We start from the raw sequence: 24,372 nt of genomic DNA on the forward strand, positions 1-24,372 counted from the left end.
TTATGAAGAAAAAAAGAAGAACAACAGATGTCAAGTGGTTATGCCTGCTTGCATTATTGTGGCTCTGCTATTTGCCATTAATAGCACAAGCCCACAAATCAGTCACTATCCAACTAAAAAATGCTTCTATTCGAGAAGTATTTGCGGAAATCAAAAGACAGACAGATGTCGGTTTTATGTACAGCAACAGTGCTATCAGTACTCTGCCTCGCAAAAACTATAATTTTGTAAATGCTCCGATCAGCAAAATTTTATCCCACAGTCTAGCTGGAAGTAATCTAACTTTTGAAATAGAAAGTGACCAACACATCATCATCAAACGTAAAAAAGTAGAAAAAGATATTACAGGAAAGGTTATTGACTCCAACGGAGATCCTTTGGCAGGAGTTTCTGTCTATGAGAGAGGGACAAAAAATGGAACAACAACCGATACGGAAGGAAATTTCCAATTAGCTTCCAATGGAAAAAACAACCTGAAACTTATCGTTTCATTTATAGGAATGAAGCAACAGGAAGTTACATGGAAAGGCAATAGCCTGAATATTTTGTTAGAGGATGATTCTCAAAACATAGGTGAAGTAGTTATAACAGGATACCAAGAAATAGATCGACGTAAGCTGGCTAGTTCTATCCTTTCCATTAAAGGTTCCGAACTAATCGGTGGTGAACACATGTCTGTCGACAAAATGCTACAAGGACGTTTACCTGGCGTTGCAGTTATGAATATGTCTTCCACACCAGGTGCAGCTCCCAAAATACGAATCCGAGGTTCTTCATCTATTACAGGCAATAGAGAACCTGTATGGGTAGTAGACGGCATCATTTTGGAAGAGCCTGTCAATATCTCAACAGAAGAATTAAACAGTCCTGACAAAATCAATCTGATAGGTAATGCTATCGGTTCATTAAATCCGGAAGACATCGAACGTGTAGATATTCTAAAAGATGCAAGTGCCACTGCTATTTACGGAGTAAAAGCCGCCAATGGAGTAATTGTAGTGACCACCAAACGAGGTAAAAACCAGAAGCCTTCTATCTCATATACAGCTACATTGGGAATAACAGCCCCTCCTACATACGATAAAATGTTCAGGATGAATTCTGCTGACAGAATTGACATGTCCATCGAAATGCAAGAACGAGGTCTTTCGTTCGGAAGCTATAAGCCTTCAGATATAGGATATGAAGGTGCTTTGCAGCATTTATGGAATAAAGATATCAACTATAATGAATTTTTAAGTCAAGTAAAAACCTTAAAACAGCTAAACACCGACTGGTACGATTTATTATTTCGCACAGCGTTTACTCATCAGCATTCGGTTTCAATCACCGGAGGAAACGAACGCAGTGACTATTATATGTCTGTAGGATATGCCGATAATCAAAGCGTAACCATTCACGAAGGTTTAGAACGTTATAATGTGTTGGCAAGAATAAACACTAAAATTAATCGTAATCTCCAATTGGGATTGAAAGTAAGTGGTGCGCTCTCTAAAGCAAAACACCCGCATTCATCTATTGACCCGTATGAGTATGCTTATAACACCTCACGAGCTATTCCGATGCAGACACCCTCCGGCGACCTCCACTTCTATGCACATGAAGCCGGTTATAACGGGACCTTAATGTATAATATCAAAAACGAACTGAATCATAGTGGAAACAGTATTGACAATTCGTCAATAGACGTAACGGCAAATCTAGACTGGAAAGTAGCTTCATGGATGCGATTTTCTTCTATATTGGGATTAAACAGAAGCAACGTTTCACAAGAGACATGGGCAGATGAACAATCCTATTATATATCTTCCATGAGACAATCACCATACGGAGTAGCACTCCCGAATCCCACAGAGAACAGTAACTTTGCAGAACGATACTGTTTACTACCGTATGGCGGTGAACTTATGACTACCAACACCCGCCACACCTCATACACATGGAGAAATAATTTATCATTAATCCATAGTTTCGGAAAACATGAAGTATCAGGAAGTATCGGGCAAGAAGTCCGCTCCTCCAAATACGACGGCTTACAATCTACCCAATACGGATATTTACCCGAAAGAGGGAAACGATTTGTAGATATTGACCCGACCTTATGGAAAAGATACGGTACACTGCTAAAAAATCATCCGGATGTTGTAACCGACACAAAAAGCAACGTTCTTTCCTTCTATGCTACAGCAGCCTATGTCTATGACAGTCGTTATATATTCAATTTCAATATACGAACAGACGGTTCAAACAAATTCGGCCAAGATAAAAGTGTACGTTTCCTACCGATATGGTCAGTATCAGGGCGTTGGAACATCATCAACGAAAAATTCATGAGAAACGCCAATTTCCTGAATGACCTGGCCATACGTGCATCTTATGGTATACAAGGTAACGTTCATCCCGACCAAACTCCTAATTTGATAGCCAGTCTGGGTACACTGGAAACGTTATCTCAGGAATATGTATCCACACTCCATAAACTGCCCAATAATAAATTGACATGGGAAAAGACCCGCTCCTATAACATCGCACTCGACTGGGCATTTTGGAATAACAGGATTTATGGTTCATTGGACGTATATTATAAAAAAGGAGTCGATCAAGTTATTACAAAAAATGTAGCACCTTCAACCGGTGCAACCAATGTTTCCATAAACGACGGAGATGTAGAAAATAAAGGTTGGGATCTGGCAGTATCCCTTGTTCCCGTCCAAACCAAAGACTGGACATGGAGCCTGTCATTCAATACCGGAAAGAATTATAATAAAGTCCTGAATGCCGGAAATTCAGCTATTACATGGGAAGATTATGTTGCCGGAACATTAGTCAGCAACGGTCATGCTATCAATAGTTTCTATTCCTACAAGTTTGACAAGCTTGACGCTAATGGTTATCCTACATTTAAGGATATAAATGAAAAAGACGAAGACGGTAATGCCACTGTTCATTCACAGCAAGAAATGTACGATCGTGCGTTCACTCTTTCAGGGAAACGCGAACCCGATTTAAATGGTGGATTCTCGACCTACCTTAAATATAAGAATATAACATTCAATGCATTATTCTCTTTTAGTTTCGGCAGCAAAATCCGTTTGAACGATCTGTATTCTGCTTCAGGACAAAATCTTCCTTATCCGGATCAGAATATGTCTAGTGAATTTGTAAATCGCTGGAGAAATCCGGGTGATGAGAATTCTACCAACATTCCCGTTTTATCAGACCAGAGTCTGAGCATCAGAGACAAAGACATAACCTATCGCATAGCAGACAACGGTTGGGATATGTATAACAAAAGCGATCTAAGAGTTGTTTCCGGCAACTTCCTGAGATGTCGTTCGATGTCTATACGTTATGACCTGAAACCCGAATGGTTAAAACCAATCTATCTGAAAGGGGCAAGTATCAGCTTTGATGCAGGTAATGTATTCGTATTAAAAGACAAAGCATTGAAAGGACGTGATCCCGAACAGATAGGATTGGGGTCACGTAGTATTCCTCCCCAGCGTTCTTATTCTCTTCGGTTTAATATAATTCTCTAATAAAGTAATATAATGAAAAAAGTAATATACATTTCATTTTTTCTTATGTGTGCAGCTTTGTCTTCATGCAGTAATTTTTTGGAAGAAAGCTCACAAGATCTGATGATTCCTAAATCTGTAAAGGATTATAAAGAGTTATTTTTCGGTGAAGTCATGAAAAACAGTGAAGTTCTTCACCCATATCTGGAATATATGACAGACGATGTAACAGATCAATGTTATTACGGCAGTTCCCCCATGTTAATATCCAACGATTGGCGAGAATCCGTATGGTCTTACTACACTTGGCAACAAAACCCTGAAGTTGGAATATCCAATGAATTCACCACAGACGCCGCCTGGAATTCTTATTTTCACAAGATATTGATGACCAATATCATTCTGGACGGAATCTACGATATGACCGGAACTGAAGAAGAACGTGTTGATTTAGCCGGAGAAGCTTACTTCATGCGTGCATTTTCATATTTCATGCTGGCCAATCTTTACGGTCGCCCTTATGACCCTGCCACTGCCGACAAAGATTTATGCGTACCTATTAATGATGAAATCAGTCTGTCGGATAAAATGATGAAACGGGCCACAAATGCGGCAGTGTACTCGAAAATAGAAAGCGATATAATCCGCGCCATTCAATGTTTTAAGAGTACTGATAGCAAGAAAAGCATTTTCCGTCCTAATCTAGTTGGTGCTTATTTGTTAGCCTCCCGCATTTCCCTCTTCCGTAAAGACTATCCCCAAACCATATTGTATAGTGATTCTGTGATCAAAAATGCTCCCCAAAGGCTCAACAAACTTCCGGAAGAAAAGAGCAATAATAGTGTTTTCCTGTCCTACTCCAATAAAGAAATATTGTTCTCCTATGGGACTACAACCCTTGAATCATACATGCAAAAAGATTTCACTTATAAAGGAAATCTAGTAGTAACCACCGACTTGATAGCACAATATGATGAGGCAGATCTACGTCTCTCACATTACTTCCATCACACCAAAGGAAGTCAAAGGAGACCAGTTAAAAAGGATATTGAATTCTATATCCCGGCCAAATGGAGCAAAACCTCTCCTACCGTATATTCAAATGCTTTCCGATTGGCAGAAGCCTATTTGAATCGAGCAGAAGCCTACGCAGAACTAGGAAATGCAGAAAAAGCATTAGCGGATATCAACACCCTGCGTGACCACCGGATAAAAACAGGAACTCCCCATCTAACGGTTGACAATGACGGAATCGTAGCCACTGTCCGTAAAGAGCGACGTCGTGAACTGGCATTCGAAGGATTTCGCTGGTTTGACTTACGCAGATACGGATGCCCGCCTTTAGAGCATACATATTCATCCACAGAAACTGAAGGAGCAGGTGACAAGTTCAAGTTAGAGAACAAAGAATTATACATACTACCTATTCCTAAAAGTGAAAGAGACAGAAATACAATGATTGAAATTTTTAATCGTCCGACCAATGGTCCTATTAAATAGAATTATTATGAGAAAAATTATATTATTAATAAGTTTGATAGCAGGAATCAGTTCCTGCTATCAAGAAGATGCACTAAATGTACCCGACCAAGCAGATAAATATGGAGTATTGGAAGATACCCCCGCAGACCCTACCCGTCACTTCATATATCAATTCTATCAACAATATGAAACCGTAATAATAACCAATCCGACAGAAGCTGATTATAAATTCAATTTCACTTCGGACAATGGCATAAAAATCACTTCTCCCGAACAAAGCGAGGAAGTCATAAACGCAGGAATCGACTTTCTAAAAAAATCATTATTGAATTTGTATCCGGATAATTTCTTGAAAAAGAACTTACCTTTCTCAATTATCTTGGCAGAACAGGTTCAAATGGATGCATGGGGAGAAACCACTATACTAAACAGTTATGCAAGCGGCAACTTTATTGCTGTAAGCAATATAACTTCCGCTTTAAAGACAATGTCGCAAAAAGACTTTATTAAAATCAGAGCAGACATTAATGCCAGCTTCTGGGCTAAATACATGTCAGAAGTAAGAGGTGTATTTACTATTCCTGATACATTTTATAAAGAAAGCGAAACTATTGAACCAGATATCTATAGCGGTTATTTCTATCTAGGCTATCAGTCACCTGCTGAAACAGATTTTTATCATTATGGGCTGATCAGTTATAATACCGATTCTTCTTATGTCGATGAAGAAGATCCCGATTTTCCTTTCTATTCACTCTATGCACCAACCAAAGAAATGGACTTATTGCAATGGATGAACTTCGTTTTTGAGAAACCCCAGGAAGAACTTCAGGAAATATTCGACGATTACCCCATTATGAAGAAGAAATACGACATCATCAAAAAAGCCATGTTGGTCAATGGCTTTGATTTATCACAGTTAAAACTATAATTTTAAAACAATATTATATGAATAAAATTTTTAATGCATTATTTACAGGTATGTTAGCCTTAGGGATTATGACTGCAAATGCAGAGTCCCAAATCTTTAAAAAGAAGAAAAAGAAAAACAACATTTCGACGGAGCAAACCGACTCTGTCAAGAAAGACAGTGCAGCAAATTACAAGAAGTTATTGAAAGGAGCCAAAACTACTGAGGGAATGTTCAAAATACATCAAGTAAAAGACAAATACTATTTTGAAATTCCTAAAAAGCTGATGACACGAGATTTTATGATTTCATCCAGAGTCTCGAGTACAAGCAACAACAAAGACGTAGCTGCCGGACAAATGCCCCGCAATCCGGTAGTAGTAACGTTCTCTGCAGATAATAAGAAAGTATATATGCATAGAAAAATGTTACGCAATTTATGTGATACAACTTCCAACATGTATAAAGCCTTTCAACGTAACTATTCCGATCCTATATGGGAAGCATATAAAATTGAGAGCATTTCGCCGGACTCATCAGCCTATGTCATTGACATGACGCCTCTTTTCATCACGGATGTTTCTGAATTCAGTCCGTTCCGTTCCGGAAATATAATGGATGTACTAATGAAAAGAAAACCTTTGTCCGGTAGCCTGTCCCCTGCCAAATCCGCTATATTAGGGATAAAATGTTTTCCTCTGAACATTAATATCAAATCATTAATGAATTATACCGTCAATGGTGGTCCATTCACAGTGACAATGACACGAAACATCATTCTTCTGCCGGAAAAAACAATGCGTCCAAGATATAGTGATTCACGTATCGGATATTTCGACGAGAACAAATATCTATTTACCGAAAAGCAGGACGGTTTACAAGAGCTGTCATATATCAATCGTTGGGACTTACAGCCGAAACCGGAAGATGTAGAACGCCATAAACAAGGTCAGTTGGTTGAACCGCAAAAACCAATCATTTATTACGTAGACACAGCTATTCCCGATAAATGGAGAGAATATATAAAAAAAGGAATAGAAGACTGGCAGATAGCTTTTGAAGAAATAGGGTTCAAGAACGCCATTATAGCGAAAGATTACCCCAAAGATGATCCCAATTTCGACCCGGACGATATCCGTTACAGCTGTTACCGTATGATTACTACGCCCGAAGAAAACTCAATGGGTCCTTCATGTGTAGACCCTCGTTCCGGAGAAATCATACAAGGAGACGTACTCTTCTATTCGAATGTTGTAAAGCTGCTACATAACTGGCGTTTTGTACAAACTGCAGCAGTAGATCCCAACGTTCGGAAAGCTGTATTTGATAATGAAACAATGGGAAGTTCCCTACGTTATGTGGCAGCACACGAAATCGGACACACTTTGGGACTAATGCACAACTTTGGAGCCTCATATTCATACCCTGTAGATTCGTTACGTTCCGCTACTTTCACAAAAAAATACGGTACTACTCCTTCCATTATGGATTATACCCGTTTCAATTATGTTGCCCAACCCGAGGATAAAGGGGTTTCCTTGATGCCTCCCCACTTGGGAGTATATGACAAATATGCGATAAAATGGGGATATAAGCCTATATATGAAGCCACTTCACCGGAAGAAGAGAAGGAAGTTCTGTATGCATGGATCAAGGAGAAAGAGAACGATCCGATGTATAAATATGGTCCACAGCCTTTCATCAATGAATTAGACCCTTCATGTAAGGCCGAAGATCTTGGTGACGACGCAGTAAAGGCAGGCAAATATGGCCTTAAGAATCTGAAAGTTATCATGAAAAACTTATCGGAATGGACAAAAGATGATGACTTCCAATATACCCGAATGTCAGAAGCCTATAAAGAAGTAATTATGCAAATGCAACGTTATTTGCTACATGCTATGGTATCAATAGGAGGTATCTATTTGGATGAGCCAAGACGTGACAATACTAAAGAAATAATAAGATTTGTTCCGAAGAAAGAACAGAAGGAAGCCTTAAACTTCGTCCTAGAAACAATGATGGAGCTGCCGGAATGGATATTTGACAAGAAGATCATTGATTGCATAGGTCCCACCTATTCTCCCAGTACCTTACAATCAATTATTGTCAGCCGTTTATTTTTCAACTCAATTTCCTCCAGTCTTGCCTTATTTGAAGAATTACATCCACAACAAGCTTACCGTTACAGCGATTTTATGGATGATTTCTATAACTTTGTTTGGAAAAAGACCAAGAACGGAGCTAAATTAAATATGTATGACTGTAACTTGCAAGTTGCCTATGTAGAAAAGCTGTTAGATGCCGGAGGATTATCCAATAAAAAGGCCTCCATGTTCTCATTCAAGAATCTAAATGAAGTGGAAGAACAACTGTTAACGGACAATATAGAATGGCAAAAGGCTGGTTTTGAATTGAATACTTTAGGAACGATTGAGATGTTAAAAAATCCGGTAATTCACCAAAAACTTATAGACACTTACAATCTAATAAAAAGTAAAACAGGAAGCGGAGATGCATTTACCCGAGCTCATTATCGCAGTCTGGAATTTAAAATCAAGCGAGCTTTAGAAAAATAAAAAAATACTTTTTCTAGTTATAAGGTAACCTCAATTAATGCCCCTGTTTATTGTACAATTCATTAAATTAATGAATTGTACAATAAACAGGGGCTATTTTATCCATATATCGGTTTATCTAAAATGGCTCCGTAACTCCTTTAACAACAGGGGTATTGGGATTAATGCAAATATCGGAATTATTATTGATATTGTAATTGATAAGTAACTCATCAAATTTAAGCTAAAGTCAAGAGCCTGTTTAAATTCTCTTCAGTCATAATTTTATAGCTGATATTTCAACTTACCCCGGCTCTTCTTGTCGCGTCCGTCTGTAGTTGGCGGAAGGGGTATTAACAGTTGCGCTCTTGGCTATTAATAAAAAACTTCCCGCCCATTAAGTATAAAGTTCCTTCGGACAGGAAGGAAACTTTCTTTTCATTCGATGCAAACTATAAACGAAAGCTTTGATTATATAATTGCAAGCTCAGGGCAAACGCATTATATTTTTATCTTATTTAATAGTTTGAACAAATATTCATCATTCCATCCTGCGTTTTTTCTTTTGGCTGCTACACTGCCCTTTGTTTCATCTTGTTTGATGATATAAAGGGCCATCTTATTAATTAAAGAAAAATTTTGCGCAGCATTACCTACTTTCCTTCCTGCGTCTTCTCTAAACGATACGTCTAACTGCCAATGTAGCCTGTTTTCTATATCCCAATGCGATCTTATAGCCTCTGAAATTTCTTTCGGTTTTAGCCCTAGTGAAGTAATGTAATATCTTTTTTCTACGGAAAGTTTTTTAGTGGCTACCTCCAGTCTTTCGGTACTAATTCTTACGATGGACTTGACCCCCTCAAATTTATCTTTCAGCATTGATTCCATAATCTTTCCCGGGCTATAAACCAGACATTCACGAGTCTCAATTCTCCCATGAGAAACCTCCTCTGTGACATATTTTCCATAGTGTGAACGGTATACCGGCCGATCAATATCAACACCATCCATCTCGTCTAGCCAGCGTTCCACATCCATTAACCTGTTTTTTTGATTGGCCTTTAATGCCAGAATATAGTCTGCATTATTTTCTATTATTACTTCGGCAATATCTGTTTGGCATGCAATAGCATCAATTGTCACTATGCAATCCTGCAAATCCAGAGATTTTATAAGAGAAGGAATAGCGGTGATTTCATTGCTTTTATCATCTACTTTTACCTGACCCATACTGATTCCATTGGAAACAGCCCAGGCACTAACCATATGAAGCTTGAATCCTTTTTTGCCAAAGGGATTGTCTTTGCTGCACTTACTTGCTCCACGAAGCATTTTACCGTCTATAGCAACAACCCCTTCATACTTACCACAAAGCTCAGATACCCAATCACGAAAGACCAATTCAAAATAACCGGGTTTGAGTAAACTGAAAAAACGATTGAAAGTGTCATGACTTGGGATCTTTACTAAATCAGGAAAACGACGTTTAAAGAAGTCAAACTTACAAATACCGAACCGTTCTATTTCATTCCAGCTTTCACTTCCACAGATTACAGCACACAAGGCTATATAAACGATGACTTCCAAAGAGTGTTCTTTTTTTCGGTCAATACGAGGATCTTCAAGTTGTTTACAAAGACTAATTAAGCTCATTTTAGGGTTTATTTTTGTTTAAATTCAATACAACAAAAATACGAAAACTCGCTCACATACGGATGGATTTCGCAGGAATAATGCAAACTATTGGAATAAAAGGGAGATATGTAGGTTTTACCTATATTCGTCCATTATATGGTTTTGCCCCGTTTTGGAGGAGTTAGGAAAATAAATTGCTACTTATCCGTTGCCTGTTCAAGGTCGAAAACAATATTGGAAAAAGGTCTTTGTATTATCCTCTGACATCACCGTAAAGAACGCTGTTTCACTCATATTTTGCGAGTACAAAGTTAATACTTTTTTCGCTAAAGGGAGAAAATATAGGTTCTGGATGTTACGCATGGAGCTTCTTTCCATATTCCGCTATATTCGTCATGCCGTTCATTTGCTCGATATCCGGTAATTTTGCAAACAAAGTAAAAGGTTATGGAACAAGCGAATGTAAAGGTGTCGTTCTACCTCAAAAAGAGCGAGGCGGATGCCGATGGTATGTGTCCTGTAATGGCAAGGCTGAACATCGGCAAGTATTCTGAAGCGGCTTTCAGCGTGAAACTCCGTGTGCCGCAGGCAATATGGAGTTCGGGGCGTACTTCAGGCAAAAGTGTGAAGGCGAAGGAAATCAACAACCGGCTGGATGAAATCCGTGCGATGGCATTGGGAATCTATGCTGAACTGTCAGCTGTTCGTGACAGTGTGACTGCGGATGATGTCAAAAGTCTGCTGCTGGGTATGGCCGGTGAACAGACAACGTTATTGAGCTACTTCCGCACGTTTATTGAGAACTTCGCGAAGCGCGTGGGTGTAAACCGGACCGAAGGCAGTTTGAGAAGCTATCGGAACGCCTACAACCATGTGGAAAGGTTCATGCGGGAAAAGTACAACTTGTCGGATATCCCGTTTTCGGCATTGACCCTCTCCTTCATACTGGATTACGATTCGCACCTTCGGACGGATTGTCGCCTCTCTCCGGGAACGATTATCAACCTGACCGTGCAGTTGAAAATCATCGTTGGTGAAGCCGTAGCGGACGGCATCATCACCACCTACCCGTTTACCGGCTATGAACCCGTACGCCCGAAACAGAAACGGAGGTATCTCACATCCGAGGAACTGCAACGGCTTATGACCATGCCTCTTCACAGACCGAACCTTTATCTCACACGGGATTTGTTCCTCTTCTCATGCTACACCGGCATCCCGTACAGTGATATGCGGCTTCTGTCGAAAGAGCATCTGTCACTTGCCGATGACGGCACATGGTGGATCAGAAGCTCGCGCCGGAAAACCGGAGTCGAGTTTGAAATCCCCCTGCTAGACCTGCCGTTACATATCATGGAGAAATACAGGGACACAGCGCCGGACGGGAAACTGCTACCCATGTATTCCAACAGCACGATGAACCTTAACTTAAAACGTATCGCAAAACTCTGTGACATAGACTGTCCGCTGGTTTTTCATGCCGGTCGCCATACCTATGCGACCGAAATCACGCTCGGACATGGGGTTCCACTTGAAACGGTCAGCAAGATGTTGGGACACGCCCGGATTGAGACGACCCAAATCTACGCCAAAGTGACTGATGACAAGATAAATGCCGACACCCGTGTGCTGAATGAGAGGATAGCGGAACATTTCTCCGTGGTTATTTGACAAACGATAAAAAGCCAACGACATGAAAAAGAAATCAGAACATACAGACAATACCATCAAGCATCGCAGCACGTTCGCGATATTGTTTTATATCAACCGTACCAAAATGCGCAAGGACGGAACGTGCCAGTTATTGTGCAAGGTGAGCATTGATGCCGAATGGGAACAGATTGGCACGAAGGTATCCGTCAATCCCGACATCTGGAATCCGGAAAAAGGCCGTGCCAACGGACGCAGTGCGAATGCCGTGACGGTGAACCGTGCCATAGATGAATTGACGGAAGAGATTACCGGACATTACAACACAATCAAACATAATCTCGGCTTCATTACAGCAGAACTGGTAAAGAACGCTGTCATGGGTGTCGGCCAGAAACCGCTTACCTTGCTGGCCCTGTTCAGGGAACATAACGAGGATTTCAGCAAGCGGGTCGGATTGGACCGCATCAAGGAAACGCTTGATTCTTACTTGAGATCGTACAAGCACCTTTCCGCTTTCATCAAGGATAAGAAAGGCGTGGAAGATGTCACGCTGCGTAGCCTCGACAAGAATTTCTATGATGATTTTGAACTGTTCCTTTGCAAGAACTGCCATATGATGCCCAAGACCGTGCATGAGCATCTGTACCGCCTGAAAAAGATGACCAAACTGGCAGTCAGCCAGGGAACGCTCCGCCGTGACCCGTACTGCCGTCTCCACCCTGCGTTGCCACGACGGAAGAGCCGCCACATGAAGCTGGAAGACCTCAAGAAACTTATGGAGACTCCCGTGGAGAAACCTCAACTGCAATTCGTGAGGGACATGTTCCTGTTTTCGACCTTTACCGGACTGGCTTACGCGGACTTGAAAAGGTTGAAGACAAGTGACATCACACAGTCCGAAGACGGCGCATGGTGGATTCACATACGCCGTCAAAAGACAGACACGCTTTCATCCGTCCGCCTGTTGGATATTCCCTTACGAATCATTGAAAAATACCGGAACCAGCGACAAGGGGATAATGTGTTCAATGTTTACCGCCGCGGCTATTTTATCCTGCTGACGCGGGAACTGGGAAAGGTGTACGGTTTCGATTTGACCTTCCACCAGGCCCGGCATAATTTCGGAACCCATGTCACACTCTCACTCGGAGTCCCGATAGAGACGGTTAGCCGCATGATGGGACACATGTCGATTTCTACAACGCAACTTTACGCGCAGGTGACGGACAAGAAAGTGGACGAGGACATGAAGGCTTTGAAAGCAAGCGGTTTCAGCAGCACGACTGAACTTTGCGAGGAGGATTTCACCGCTCGGAAAGGCAGAAAAAGGCCCCCCCGCGCTATCTGAAAATCAAGAACGGAGAAACGCATGTCCCTATGAACGGGCCGTTTCTCCGTTTTGTCATGTCACACCCACCGCATATCTTCCTTGCACCGCTTGTAGGAATCTTCCAATATTTTAAGGATGTCCGATTCCTTGTAGAGAGCCTTGCCCTGTACCAGATAGTAAGGGACAACACCAAGTGTGCGGTATTCCTGCAATGTCCGTCTGCTGACCCTCAGAATTTTGGATAGTTCCTCGTCCGTCAGGAAACGTTCGCCGTGGAATACGGATTTAGGGGTGTCCTCCATCGCTGCGATTAACCGCTCCATATTGTCAAGTCCCTGAAACAGGACATCGACACGCGGGTCTTTCCGTTCTAAAAAATGATAGCTCATAGTTCTCGTTTTAAGTGGTAGTAATTCGATTCCAATAGTTTGTGTACGTCTTCGGTTTTGAAGAAAATCTTGTGCTTGATGCGTGAGTAAGGCAGGATACCCTTGTCACGGTACACCTGAAGCGTCTTTTTGGATATGCGCAATATCTCGCACACCTCCTGGTTGTCAAGCCACTTTTTTAAGCCGAGGTCTTCCACCGGACGGCACATACCCATTACCTTTTCCTCCAGTTTGCCGAAACGTACCCGAAGTTCATCGAACGTCTGTTTGTCGATACATACTATTTCCATACCAGTCATTTTTTGAGTTGAACATCCATCCGATTTTTCAGTTTTGGGGGCAACACCTTCCCTTTTTGGTTGAGGAACGCTTCCACTTCGGAGGCCTTGTAGTAAGTCCGTCCGTCAATCATGTAATAGGTGACATACTTCTTCTGGCGGTAACGTGCCAGCGTGCGTTTGGTGATACCGAGCAATTGGCAAAGGTCATAGTTATCCAGAAGTGTGTCGCCTTCCAGACACTCTTTCAACTTGTTCATCCGCTCCAGGGTACGGTCGATCCTATCAAACCGTTCCATGATTTGCATGAGCATTATTTGGACACTTTCGCTGTTTATCTGTAGCATAATGCATTCTGTCTTTAGTGTAAATAATAGTTTTGCTTACACCTTGTCGCGCAACAGGTTATACTACATATAGGGCTAATGGCGTACCAATGACCATGTATTTCACTGAATGGCATTGGCATTCCATTGAAATACAGCGGAATAAAAATTTTTAGTATGAAAAGTGGAGATGAAAATGTTCTTGCAAAATGCAAGTTTTTTCGCAAAATGCAAGTTACATCTTGCAAGATTTGCGGTAGATCAGACGGCAGATGCCGTTGGAAAAAGAGGTGGTTTTATGCAGTTCCCAATGTTGTGGTCGGAATGTATTCAACACGGGAATCCCTTGTCCGGCAGAAAACGGCAGCTGGTAAACCACAAGTTCATCAACAAGATCATAGAGGAAAAGCCCGCGAAGCAGCTCCACCGATTCCGGTTCTATGATTTCAGCAAGGTAAATGAATGAATCGTCCCTGTTGTCTTTCTCGCAAAGCAAATCAAGGATGGAATGGGGCAATATAAGGGCCGAGCAGCGTTCACGCCAAAAGGGGAAACCCCGCCTGTCGTTTCTTACCCAGGACACAAGTGCTCCGGCCGGTTCCGGAAGGAAACCGTCCAATGTTATTGCCGTCACAACTTGAATCCTTGCCATAGCTTTAATTCTTTTTCAACCGGAAACTGTAAAAAAGAAGCGTGCAATCCACGCTATTTCTAATGGAGGCTCTGGAATGCCCTTAACAGGAATAGGTGAATGCACGCTATGCCAAGGCATAGCATAAGCAATCACGCAATAGTTCCTGTTAATGTTCATTTTCCAGATTCCCATTAGGACGCTTGCGGTCTTATGTCTATATATAAACGGCAACTGCCCATTAGACAGCACGCCGCATTTTTCGCTATTTAAATGCAAAAGTACACATATTCAGTGACATTTGCACTATTTTTAGTCGTCAAATTCATTTCAGCCCGTATTTCTTCATCTTCCTGTACAGTGTTGCCGGGTTGATGTTCAGCATTCCAGCCGCTTGTTCCCGGTGACCGTTGCAGGCTTTGAGAGCCCTGATAATGCTTTCTTTCTCAAATGCTTCACCTTTCAGAGGCAGGATTGCAAGTGTGTCTGTTTCTTCATTTCTACATACACAGACAGTTATTTCCAATCCATCCACGTCAAGCATCGGAGACTCAGAGACCAGTACGGCACGCTTGACACGGTTTCGGAGTTCACGCACGTTGCCCGGCCACCGGTAGGCAAGCATCCTCTGTTTGGTCTCTTCGGTAAATCCTTGCGTAGTCCTTTTCAGTTCTTTCGAGAAACGTTCACGGAAAAACTCCGCCAACGGAATGATATCTTCCGGGCATTCCTCCAGGGAGGGCTGCCGGATCTCAAACTCGTTCAGACGATGGTAAAGGTCTTCCCTGAACCGTCCCTCCTTGATGGCCTGTTCCATATTCTCGTTTGTCGCGGAAATGACCCTGACATCCGAAATCCGTTCCCTGCCGCTTCCTATCGGGGTATATACATTCTCCTGCAATACTCGTAACAGCATGGATTGGATTTCATGCGGCATCGTGCCTATCTCGTCAAGGAACAGTGTGCCGCCTTTCGCCAGGTCAAAATATCCGGTCTTTGCCGTGTCCGCCCCGGTGAACGCGCCTTTCTCATGCCCGAAGAACAGCGAGGCTGCCAGCTCACGGGGTAACGCGCCGCAGTTTACGGCGACAAAAGGCTTGCCGTATCGTTCGCTATTGTCATGGATGGTCTGCGCCACCGACTCCTTGCCGGTCCCGTTGGCCCCGAGTATCATCACGGACATATCGGACGGGGCGACCAGTCTGGCGAATTTCTCCACTTTCAGGATCATGGGACTTATACGGCGGAACAACTGCCGTTCCTGCTTTCTCACGGTGGCTACCGGGTGGAACACATCTTCCGCCAGTTCCAACAGATGTTCCCGGTGTACCGGTTTGGGCAGGTAGTCCCTGGCTCCCAGTTTGATGGTACGCACAACGTCCGGGACGGAAACGAATTCGGTCGTTATGATGAACGGGATGTCTTTCTTCTCCTTGCGCAACCATTCCAACAGGGAAATGCCGTCGCCTTCCGGCAACCGCACGTCCGACAATATAAGGTCGAACTGCGTTTTGCGTATCAACGAGCGGGCTATCGGCTCGCTCATGGCTGTCACAGCGTCATAACCGGCCCGGGAAAGCCAGTCTTTCTGTATTTGCGACAGCCCCACGTTGTCTTCAACTATCAGTATCTTCCGTTTCATTTGTCAGTCTTTTTATCTCGGCTTCCGCCGCCTTGATGAGCATGGCGGTGCTGTCTATTATCTGCCGGGTATATTCTTTTAACTCTTTGTCGCTTGTTTTACTGTCTTTCAACAAAGCACGGTAAGCCAGCAGGGGCTCTTCCATCCGTAGGAACTCCCACATCGGTTGCATACGGTGGGTGATTTCACGCAACTTATGCCTGTCGCCGTTTTTCATGGCGGCATCAAGTTCTTCTCGGTCTTTCTCTGATTGGGATATAAGAGAAAGCAGTGCCTTGTGCTTGTCATTGACCTCTGAAAGGACCAAACTGAAATCAACCTCCGGTTTTTTCTCCCGCCTGTCTGTCTTCATCCTCGAAAGCAGGCCGAGCAGTTCCGAGGATGAAAACGGTTTATAGATGTAGTCCGTAAATCCGGCATGGAGAAAAGCTTCCTTGTCCCTGTCTCCGCGTGCGGTCATGGCTACAATAGGGATGGTACGGGAGTTTCCGATGTTCGAGTTGCGCAATAGGGTTAATAAATCAATACCGTTGGTACCCGGCATTTGAATGTCGGAAAGCAGCAGGTCATAATCCTTGCCCCGCATCGCCTTGACCACGTCCTTGGAGGTTACGCAGGTAGTACAATTCATCCCGTTACGCTCCAGCATTTCCTTTATCACATTCAACAGCATCGTGTCGTCATCAATGACAAGTACATTCCGAGGCAAATGTGCCGGATGTGGAATTATCAAGTTCTCGCTCTCTACCGTTTCATCCGTGGTTTTCAATGGAAGTGTAACACGGAACGTGCTACCCTGGTCAATGCCGCTCGTCACGTCTATTGTCCCGCCAAGCAGGTTGACAAGACCTTTTGTTATCGGCAGGCCCAATCCGAAACCCTCCGCGTTTCTGACGGAACCCAATCGTTCAAACGGGCGGAAGATACGTAAAAGCGCATCTTCACTCATGCCAATGCCGGTATCCTTGATTTCCAACACCAACTCCCCTTTGTTATAACGAGCATTCAAGCTGATTGTGCCGGTTTCTGTAAATTTGACGGCATTGCTAAGCAGGTTGTCCAGAATCTGTTCGATACGGTCCACGTCACCGCAAAGCTTGACATCGGTACCGGTAAAATCGTGATTGAATAGGATGCCTTTGTTATTGATTACGTGGGAGAAGCCGAAGGCAATGCGTTCCAACAGGGCATTCAGGTTGAACGGCACATCGTTGCGGGTTTCCTTGGCCTCGTTCAGGCGGTACACGTCCAGCAGGTTGTTAAGCAGGTGTACAACGTGCCGGCACACGATCCTGATGTTGTTCAGGTGCGTGTTCCTGCGTTTCTTTTCACGGGTATCCACGGCAAGTTACGCACTGCCGCTGATTACGTTCAGAGGGGCGCGGATGTCATGAGAGATTGTCAGGATGATATTCTTCCGCATTTCTAACAGCGCGATGTTCTGCTCTATCGTTTCTTCCAGATGCTTCCTGTTTTTTGCCTTGACCTTAATATCCCGTTGTATGACAAGATACGAAATGAACAACAGGATGATTGAGAATATAATCAAGCCGGTAATGACCAAAGTCGAATGTTCGTAGGAAGCTTTCAGACGCTCTTCCTTGCTCCTGAAGGCGTTCCATGTCTGCTCATCCAGACTTGTAATAAGTAAACGCAATTTCCGGTTGAGTTCCCTATTGCACAACCGCAGGCTGTCCGTATAAGTTTCTATGTCCCGTTTCCGTTTATTCAACAACGAGATCAGTTCCTTATCCGGTGCGGTTTGCCTGGTTGTAACAACCGGCATCTGTACGGTTTCCTTGCCACCGAAGAATCCGGCGATACCTTTCTTCTTTCGGGTAACGGTCCGGGTGGTTGTCTGTGTCGTTACAGTCGGTTTTTGATGAAATAGAAGGCTATCCGTTTTCTTTTGTTCTCGGGTCGCTTCCATTATTTGAAACAGATGGTCTTCTTTAGCTGCTAACAATGTACGAAGAGAATCTATCTGTTCGGGTTGTATGAAATCCTTACATTGTGTACGTAATGTTTGCAGCATGGAATCAGTCCGTACACGTCGTTCCCGGTAAGCCCCAGAATCCTCATCATTCCATACCATGACGGATTCACCATAAGTTACTAACGTGGTCACATAGCGGTGTGTGGTATTGATATTGTGCTGGGTTTGAAAAATAGCGATTGATTCATTCTCTATTTTCTGTACACGACTACGCTCGTGCAGAACAATAGCGACCATGCTGCCAATGATCGCCATTAAAAGAAAGTATCCTATAAATATTTTATGCTGCAAAAGTATTTTCATTGGCTTGATATTTTACAATCCAAATATTGCTTTCGTACAATATCTACATGCGGCAGAATCACGAAAAATATCCAAGATGAATAACACTAATAATAATTTCAAATTTTTCTATTTATTGCAGTTACATTCCTCCTCCCAACACATGATAAAGTTTGATTACACTTTGTATGCGTTCAAAACGAGTTTGTAGCTGTTGCACTTCCGCTTCGAGAAGAGACTGTTGGGCGGTCAACACTTCCAGATAGGTGGCATTGGAATGACGCATAAGCGATTCTGTCTTTCGCACAGCATCGCATAATGTTTCAACCTGTCGAGCATTGATTTCAATTTGCGATTTTGCCGTCTGCCATGCAGTCAGAGCATCGTTCACTTCTTTTCCAGCGTTCAGCAATGATTGCCGGAACAACAGTTTGGCTTCTTCCTGACGGCTTTTGGCTATCTTCAAGTTGGCGATGTTTGTGCCCCGGTTGAATAAGGGCTGTGTCAGGGAACCGATGGCATTGAGCAACCATTGTCCGGGATTTACGATTACGCCACCGCCGTTATTAGTCCATCCAAGAGTCCCCGAGAGGGTAATATTGGGATAGAAGGCGGCACGAGCCGCATTGGTGGCGTAGAACGCCTGCGCCAGTTCCATTTCAGCCTGACGCACGTCGGGACGGTTGGAAAGCAGTTGCAAAGGGACTCCAATCGAGACAGTATCGGGGAAAGCAGCCTCGGCCAGATTACTTCGTCCAATCGAGTGTGACGGCATGGCAAGTATCGCAGACAGGGCATTTTCTGTTTCGGAAATACTCTTGCGTATGGATAACAGGGATGCTTCGAGTCGCATCACGTTCGCCTTTGCCTGCAATACGCCGGCTTCGTTTGATTTCCCCACTTTTTTCAACGCTTCAAGAGTACGTACGGTAGTCCGCCAGTTCTCCAAAGTCCGGTTACTTATTGCCATTTGTGCGTCAAGCATGGCAAGGGTGTAGTAACTGTCTGCAATAGTGGCGACAAGCTGTGTCTGTACGGCCTGCCGGTAGGCACGGCTTCCTTGTAACGCGGCGGCTGCACCACGCTTTGCCGCCGTAAGTTTGCCGAAGATGTCCAGTTCCCAGCTTGCCGACGCTCCCACATTATATGTCTTTGCCGTTGCTCCGTCATGTTTATTGGCATTACCTTCGGCAGTCAGTCCCAGTGATGGAAGATATGATAGTCTGGCAGTCATCAGGACGGCTTCTGTCGCTTCCACGCGTAACCGTGCCACATTGAGGTCTGTGTTCCGTTCAAGTCCGGTTTCAATCAAGGACTGGAGTTTCGGGTCGGTAAACATTTCCCGCCACGACAGGGACGCGATGGTCGTTGTATCAATGTCCGCCGGTACGTCCCGATACAGATTCTCCGTTGAGAGGTCAGGACGATGATACCGGCTGTATGTGCCACAACCGGCAAACATCCATCCCGACAATATGATATATATTACTGTCTTCTTCATTTAATTATGCTTAACACGTTCTTGAATATATTGGAATACAATAAACAATGACGGCACAAGGAACAACAGAGCCAAAGTACCGACAATCATTCCACCGATTACACCTGTGGCAAGCGAACGGCTGCCGTTGGCACCCACTCCGTGCGCCATCATCAGCGGGACAAGACCGAACACCATGGACAGCACAGTCATCAATATAGGGCGCAGGCGGACTTTTGCCGCACTGTATGCTGCCTGTGCCAGCGTCATGCCTTCCGACCGCCGCTTGCCGGCGTATTCGGTAAGCAGGATGGCGGTCTTGGCAAGCAGGCCGATAATCATGATTAATCCGGTCTGCATGTAGATGTTGTTCTCCAGACCGAAGAGCCACGCAAACAGGAAACTGCCCATTAGTCCGCAAAGCACCGACAACAGAACCGCGAAGGGTATGAACACGCTCTCATACAAGGCGCACAGAATCAGATAGACCAGAACCATGCAGAGCAGGAATATAAGCGTGGCATTGTTGGTCGTCTTGCTTTCCTCACGCGAAATGCCGCCAAACTCGTATGTGTAATTTGACGGAAGCACTTCACGTGCCGTCTCGCCGATGGCTTCGAGCACCTGCCCTGAACTGTAACCCTGCGCCGGCGACCCGCTAATCGAGATGGCGTTGAACAGGTTGAAACGGGTGAGGTCTGACGGGCCGTTGGTCTTGGTCAGGCGCACGAACCGGCTCAAAGGCGACATGCCGCCATCGGAGGCGCGCACATACATGTGGTGCAGGGATTCCGCATTCACACGATATTCCGCCGGAGCCTGCATGGTCACATGGTAGAGCTTGGAGAACCGGTTAAAGTCGGAAACATATTGTCCGGTATAATAGCCCGACAATGTGGAAAGCACATCTGCGGGCGACACACCCGACTGCTCACATTTGGCGGCATCGATATCCACCCAGTATTGCGGATAGTCCGTGGCAAAGGAGGAATAGACTTCGCCGATTTCGGGTCGTTGCGACAAGGCTTCGACAAACTTGTCCGCCTCTTCCTTGAAAGCGGCGATGTTTCCGCCCGCCTTGTCCTGCAAATAAAGCTCGAAACCGTTTCCCATGCCGTACCCGGCAATCATCGGAGGCGACATGGCGAACACCGTGGCATCGGGAATATCTGAAGTGGCGGCATAAATCTTTCCGATGACATCATTCACCGACTGCCCCTCTCCCTTACGATCCTCCCAGTCTTTGAGTGTCACGAAATACATCGCCTGCGAGGGACCGGAACCGCTGAAAGAGAAACCGGCTACCGCACCGCTGTATTCAATCTCGCCGATGCTGTCGAGACGGCTGTTGATACGCTCCATCACCTTACTTGTCTGAGCCATGGATGTGCCGGGCTTCGTGTTCATGCTCACCATGACCGTCCCGGTGTCCTCTTCGGGAATAAGTCCCGTCTTTGTGACATTGACCAGCAGCACCAGCAACCCGAAAGAAATGCCTATGATGCTCCACAACAGCCATCGGCGATGGATAATGAACATCACTCCACGTACATAGCGTCGGCTCAGACTGTCGAAGACGGCATTGAACGCTTTACGGAAACGGGCTGCAAAATTGTTCTTAGTGTTGCCCTGCTCATCGATATAGGGTTTCAGCAGCAGCGCGCAAAGTGCCGGTGAGAGTGTGAAGGCATTGACTGCCGAGATTCCCACGGCAACAGCCATCGTGATACCGAACTGCGTGTAGAACGCTCCCGAAGTCCCGCCCATCATGGCTACGGGGAAAAACACTGCCATAAAGATTATGGTAGAGGTCAGGATAGCCGACGAAACGCCTTTCATGGCATCATCAGCCGCGAGAACTGCTGATTGATAGCCCTCATCGAACTTCGCCTGCACCGCTTCCACCACCACAATGGCATCATCGACCACGGTTCCGATGGCAAGCACAAGCGCGAACAGGGTGAGCAGGTTGATGGAGAATCCAATCATGGACATCACGGCAAATGTGCCGATGATGGAAACGAAGATGGATATGGTAGGGATAAGCGTTGACTTGATGTCCTGCAAGAACACATACACCACCACGATGACCAGAAGTATCGCTTCCAATAAGGTGCGGAGGACAGAGTGGATGGAGGCATACAGGAACTTGTTGGTATCGGTAAGCACCACGAATTCCGTCCCTTCGGGCAAGTCCCGGCTAAGGTCGTCAAGCACTTCGTGAATCTCCTTGATGGTGCTTGATGCATTGGACCCAGCTTTCTGGTTGATGAGCATCATAGCTGCCGGATGCCCGTTCACCTCGGAGGAATAGTTGTAGTATTCATCGCCCAGTTCCACATCGGCAACCTCTTTCAACCGAAGCACATTGCCGCCCGGCAGTGACTTGACGACCAGCTCACCGAACTCTTCCGCTCCGGACAAGCGTCCGCGGTATTTCATCGTGTATTCATTGGCGGTAGGATGATTGGCACCGAAGGAGCCGGTGGCGGCCTCGATGTTCTGTCGTGCAAGTACGGCAGAGATGTCATCGGGGATAAGCCCGTATTGCGCCATCTTGTCGGGACGCAGCCAAAGTCGCATGCTGTAGTTGGAACCGAACAACTGTGCCTTTCCCACGCCGCTGATACGTTTCAGCCTCGGCTCGACATTGATTTTCACGTAATTGTTCAGGAAGGTCTGGTCGAAGCGGTCATCGGGCGAATAGAGCGCGAAAGTCATCAGTTCGGCATTCTGCTGCTTTTCAGTGGTGACACCGGTCTTGGTGGCTTCCGCCGGAAGTTGGCTCAGTGCGCCGTTCACGCGGTTCTGCACGTTTACCGCCGCCATGTCCGCGTTGGTTCCCTGTTTGAAATAGATGTTGATGGAAGCATCTCCCGTATTCGATGCCGTGGAAGTCATATAGGTCATGTCTTCCACTCCGTTGATGGCTTCTTCCAGAGGGGTTATCACTGCCTTCTGCACGGTTTCAGCGTTTGCTCCCGGATAAGTTGCGAATACGTTGATGGTCGGAGGTGCGATGTCGGGGTATTGTTCCACCGGCAAGGAAAACATGGAAATCATGCCCAACAGTACAATCACCACCGAGATAACGCCCGAAAACACCGGGCGGTCTATAAAAAATCGCAGGTTCATTTCGTTTCGTTTTTAGGGGTTATGCTCATGCCTTCTCTCACCAGTCCCACGCCTTCGGCGACAATGGTGTCACCGACCGAAAGACCTTCTTTTACGATAAACCGGTTGCCGTCGTTCAGGCGGTCCACCGTGAGATAGGCGGCTTCCGCCTGTCCGTTTTTCAGACGGTAAGCGATAATCTTGTCCTGCAGTTCCACGGTGGCGGTCATGGGAATGGTTACGGCCTCCGTTTTCGGGTTTTGAAGGATGACATTGCCGATGCTGCCACTCAACAGTTCGCGGTCGGGATTGGGGAACAGGGCTTTGATTTGTACCGTTCCGGTAACAGGATCCACCACGCCGCTTACGGTTTCAATACGTCCTTTCGCCTTGTACAGGCTGCCGTCGTTGAGTTGCAGGCCCACTTCCGGCGTCCCGGCTATCATGCTGTCAATCGAGCCATAGCGAGCCGAATATCGCCGTAGCATATTCTCCGAAATGGAGAAATAGGCATACATCTCCGCATTGTCGGACACGACCGTGAAAGGCTGTGCCATATTGGGACCGACAAGCGCACCGATGCGATAGGGCAATGTGCCTACTACTCCGTTGCTCGGGCTTTTGATTTCCGTATAGGAGAGATTGTTGCGTGCATCCGATTCTTGTGCCTTTGCCTGTTCGAGTTCAGCACACGCCACTGCCAGTTGGTTCCGGGCGAGAGAAAGCTCGTAGTCGGATATGACCTTCTCGTCAAACAATGCCTGCTTGCCCCGCAGCTCGATTCTTGCCGTTTCCACTTTTGCCTGTGCCGCGCTGACATTGGCCTGCGCCGTGCGTAATGCCGCCCGATAGGGCACTTGGTCAATTACAGCCAATACTTGACCGGTCTTCACCCGTTCACCCTCTTTCACTTTCAGACGGATAATGCGCCCGGATATTTGCGGCAGGATGTCCACATCCTGCCGTCCGCGTATGGCGGCGGAATAGGACTCGGAGATTTCCACCGGACTTGCCGCGACCTTTATGACCCGATAACTCTGCACCGCATCCTGCTTGCCGTCCGCCTGCCTGCATCCGGTCGGCAGGAACAGCATGAGAGCAAATGCGGCGAAATTCGTGATAATGAATTGCTTGTTCATATTTTCTTC

15 protein-coding genes and 1 pseudogene are annotated in these 24,372 nt (G+C 45.2%); 6 read left to right on the forward strand and 10 right to left on the reverse strand.

Annotated features, from left to right (window positions below; all coding sequences use genetic code 11):
• The first annotated feature begins 2 nt into the window (after positions 1 to 2).
• The 4 genes from A4V03_RS15355 to A4V03_RS15370 are packed head-to-tail and all read left to right on the forward strand — an operon-like array spanning position 3 to position 8,489.
• Entirely contained in the window at positions 3 to 3,539 is a 3,537-nt protein-coding gene (locus tag A4V03_RS15355; protein WP_065539536.1) for a SusC/RagA family TonB-linked outer membrane protein, read from the forward strand.
• A gap of 12 nt (positions 3,540 to 3,551) precedes the next feature.
• Positions 3,552 to 5,018, forward strand: coding sequence for a RagB/SusD family nutrient uptake outer membrane protein (locus A4V03_RS15360; RefSeq protein ID WP_065539537.1), 1,467 nt, complete (start codon positions 3,552 to 3,554; stop codon positions 5,016 to 5,018).
• 7 nt (positions 5,019 to 5,025) lie between these two features.
• Positions 5,026 to 5,931, forward strand: a complete 906-nt coding sequence (locus A4V03_RS15365; protein WP_065539538.1) for a hypothetical protein — start codon at positions 5,026 to 5,028, stop codon at positions 5,929 to 5,931.
• Between the two features lie 17 nt (positions 5,932 to 5,948).
• Positions 5,949 to 8,489, forward strand: a complete 2,541-nt coding sequence (locus A4V03_RS15370) for a zinc-dependent metalloprotease (protein WP_065539539.1) — start codon at positions 5,949 to 5,951, stop codon at positions 8,487 to 8,489.
• A 480-nt stretch (positions 8,490 to 8,969) separates the two neighbouring features.
• On the opposite strand, the gene A4V03_RS15375 is transcribed toward A4V03_RS15370, so the two are convergent.
• Positions 8,970 to 10,121: an ISAs1 family transposase gene (locus A4V03_RS15375; RefSeq protein ID WP_065538162.1), complete on the reverse strand. Its 1,152-nt coding sequence runs from the start codon at positions 10,119 to 10,121 to the stop codon at positions 8,970 to 8,972.
• 429 nt (positions 10,122 to 10,550) lie between these two features.
• Here A4V03_RS15375 and A4V03_RS15380 point away from each other — a divergent pair, with 429 nt between their 5' ends.
• Both A4V03_RS15380 and A4V03_RS15385 read left to right on the forward strand, forming a co-directional pair.
• On the forward strand, positions 10,551 to 11,774 hold the full coding sequence (locus tag A4V03_RS15380; protein WP_065539540.1) for a site-specific integrase: 1,224 nt from the start codon (positions 10,551 to 10,553) through the stop codon (positions 11,772 to 11,774).
• A 22-nt stretch (positions 11,775 to 11,796) separates the two neighbouring features.
• Positions 11,797 to 13,104, forward strand: a complete 1,308-nt coding sequence (locus tag A4V03_RS15385) for a site-specific integrase (RefSeq protein WP_065539541.1) — start codon at positions 11,797 to 11,799, stop codon at positions 13,102 to 13,104.
• A 59-nt stretch (positions 13,105 to 13,163) separates the two neighbouring features.
• Here the strand turns inward: A4V03_RS15385 and A4V03_RS15390 are convergent, their stop codons facing one another.
• The 9 genes and pseudogenes from A4V03_RS15390 to A4V03_RS15430 all read right to left on the reverse strand — a co-directional run bounded on the left by A4V03_RS15390 (position 13,164) and on the right by A4V03_RS15430 (position 24,363).
• The gene (locus A4V03_RS15390; RefSeq protein WP_008766701.1) at positions 13,164 to 13,475 is read right to left on the reverse strand and encodes a helix-turn-helix domain-containing protein; all 312 of its coding nucleotides are present in this window, start codon (positions 13,473 to 13,475) and stop codon (positions 13,164 to 13,166) included.
• A complete protein-coding gene (locus tag A4V03_RS15395; protein ID WP_008766700.1) occupies positions 13,472 to 13,765 on the reverse strand; it encodes a helix-turn-helix domain-containing protein in 294 nt (97 codons plus the stop codon). The genes A4V03_RS15390 and A4V03_RS15395 overlap by 4 nt, the downstream gene beginning before the upstream one ends.
• A 5-nt stretch (positions 13,766 to 13,770) precedes the next feature.
• Positions 13,771 to 14,100, reverse strand: a complete 330-nt coding sequence (locus tag A4V03_RS15400; protein WP_008766699.1) for a helix-turn-helix domain-containing protein — start codon at positions 14,098 to 14,100, stop codon at positions 13,771 to 13,773.
• 214 nt (positions 14,101 to 14,314) lie between these two features.
• Positions 14,315 to 14,731 (reverse strand): hypothetical protein, encoded by a 417-nt coding sequence (locus tag A4V03_RS15405; protein WP_008766698.1) that lies wholly within the window; start codon positions 14,729 to 14,731, stop codon positions 14,315 to 14,317.
• A gap of 304 nt (positions 14,732 to 15,035) precedes the next feature.
• Positions 15,036 to 16,352, reverse strand: coding sequence for a sigma-54-dependent transcriptional regulator (locus A4V03_RS15410; protein WP_008766697.1), 1,317 nt, complete (start codon positions 16,350 to 16,352; stop codon positions 15,036 to 15,038).
• Positions 16,327 to 18,651: pseudogene (locus tag A4V03_RS15415) on the reverse strand (ATP-binding response regulator). The gene A4V03_RS15410 and the pseudogene A4V03_RS15415 overlap by 26 nt, the downstream one beginning before the upstream one ends.
• 121 nt (positions 18,652 to 18,772) lie before the next feature.
• Complete coding sequence (locus A4V03_RS15420) at positions 18,773 to 20,131, reverse strand: efflux transporter outer membrane subunit (protein ID WP_005809240.1); 1,359 nt, start codon at positions 20,129 to 20,131, stop codon at positions 18,773 to 18,775.
• Entirely contained in the window at positions 20,132 to 23,245 is a 3,114-nt protein-coding gene (locus tag A4V03_RS15425) for an efflux RND transporter permease subunit (RefSeq protein WP_065539542.1), read from the reverse strand.
• On the reverse strand, positions 23,242 to 24,363 hold the full coding sequence (locus A4V03_RS15430) for an efflux RND transporter periplasmic adaptor subunit (protein ID WP_005809248.1): 1,122 nt from the start codon (positions 24,361 to 24,363) through the stop codon (positions 23,242 to 23,244). Before A4V03_RS15430 ends, A4V03_RS15425 begins: the two co-directional genes overlap by 4 nt.
• Between the last annotated feature and the right edge of the window lie 9 nt (positions 24,364 to 24,372).

The organism is Bacteroides caecimuris, from assembly GCF_001688725.2.
Classification (GTDB): domain Bacteria; phylum Bacteroidota; class Bacteroidia; order Bacteroidales; family Bacteroidaceae; genus Bacteroides; species Bacteroides caecimuris.

Excerpts from the sequence above, each read along its gene's own strand:
- A4V03_RS15355 (WP_065539536.1), top strand. The coding sequence starts at position 3 with ATGAAGAAAAAAAGAAGAACAACAGATGTCAAGTGGTTATGCCTGCTT.
- A4V03_RS15360 (WP_065539537.1), top strand. The coding sequence starts at position 3,552 with ATGAAAAAAGTAATATACATTTCATTTTTTCTTATGTGTGCAGCTTTG.
- A4V03_RS15365 (WP_065539538.1), top strand. The coding sequence starts at position 5,026 with ATGAGAAAAATTATATTATTAATAAGTTTGATAGCAGGAATCAGTTCC.
- A4V03_RS15370 (WP_065539539.1), top strand. The coding sequence starts at position 5,949 with ATGAATAAAATTTTTAATGCATTATTTACAGGTATGTTAGCCTTAGGG.
- A4V03_RS15375 (WP_065538162.1), bottom strand. The coding sequence starts at position 10,121 with ATGAGCTTAATTAGTCTTTGTAAACAACTTGAAGATCCTCGTATTGAC.
- A4V03_RS15380 (WP_065539540.1), top strand. The coding sequence starts at position 10,551 with ATGGAACAAGCGAATGTAAAGGTGTCGTTCTACCTCAAAAAGAGCGAG.
- A4V03_RS15385 (WP_065539541.1), top strand. The coding sequence starts at position 11,797 with ATGAAAAAGAAATCAGAACATACAGACAATACCATCAAGCATCGCAGC.
- A4V03_RS15390 (WP_008766701.1), bottom strand. The coding sequence starts at position 13,475 with ATGAGCTATCATTTTTTAGAACGGAAAGACCCGCGTGTCGATGTCCTG.
- A4V03_RS15395 (WP_008766700.1), bottom strand. The coding sequence starts at position 13,765 with ATGGAAATAGTATGTATCGACAAACAGACGTTCGATGAACTTCGGGTA.
- A4V03_RS15400 (WP_008766699.1), bottom strand. The coding sequence starts at position 14,100 with ATGCTACAGATAAACAGCGAAAGTGTCCAAATAATGCTCATGCAAATC.
- A4V03_RS15405 (WP_008766698.1), bottom strand. The coding sequence starts at position 14,731 with ATGGCAAGGATTCAAGTTGTGACGGCAATAACATTGGACGGTTTCCTT.
- A4V03_RS15410 (WP_008766697.1), bottom strand. The coding sequence starts at position 16,352 with ATGAAACGGAAGATACTGATAGTTGAAGACAACGTGGGGCTGTCGCAA.
- A4V03_RS15420 (WP_005809240.1), bottom strand. The coding sequence starts at position 20,131 with ATGAAGAAGACAGTAATATATATCATATTGTCGGGATGGATGTTTGCC.
- A4V03_RS15425 (WP_065539542.1), bottom strand. The coding sequence starts at position 23,245 with ATGAACCTGCGATTTTTTATAGACCGCCCGGTGTTTTCGGGCGTTATC.
- A4V03_RS15430 (WP_005809248.1), bottom strand. The coding sequence starts at position 24,363 with ATGAACAAGCAATTCATTATCACGAATTTCGCCGCATTTGCTCTCATG.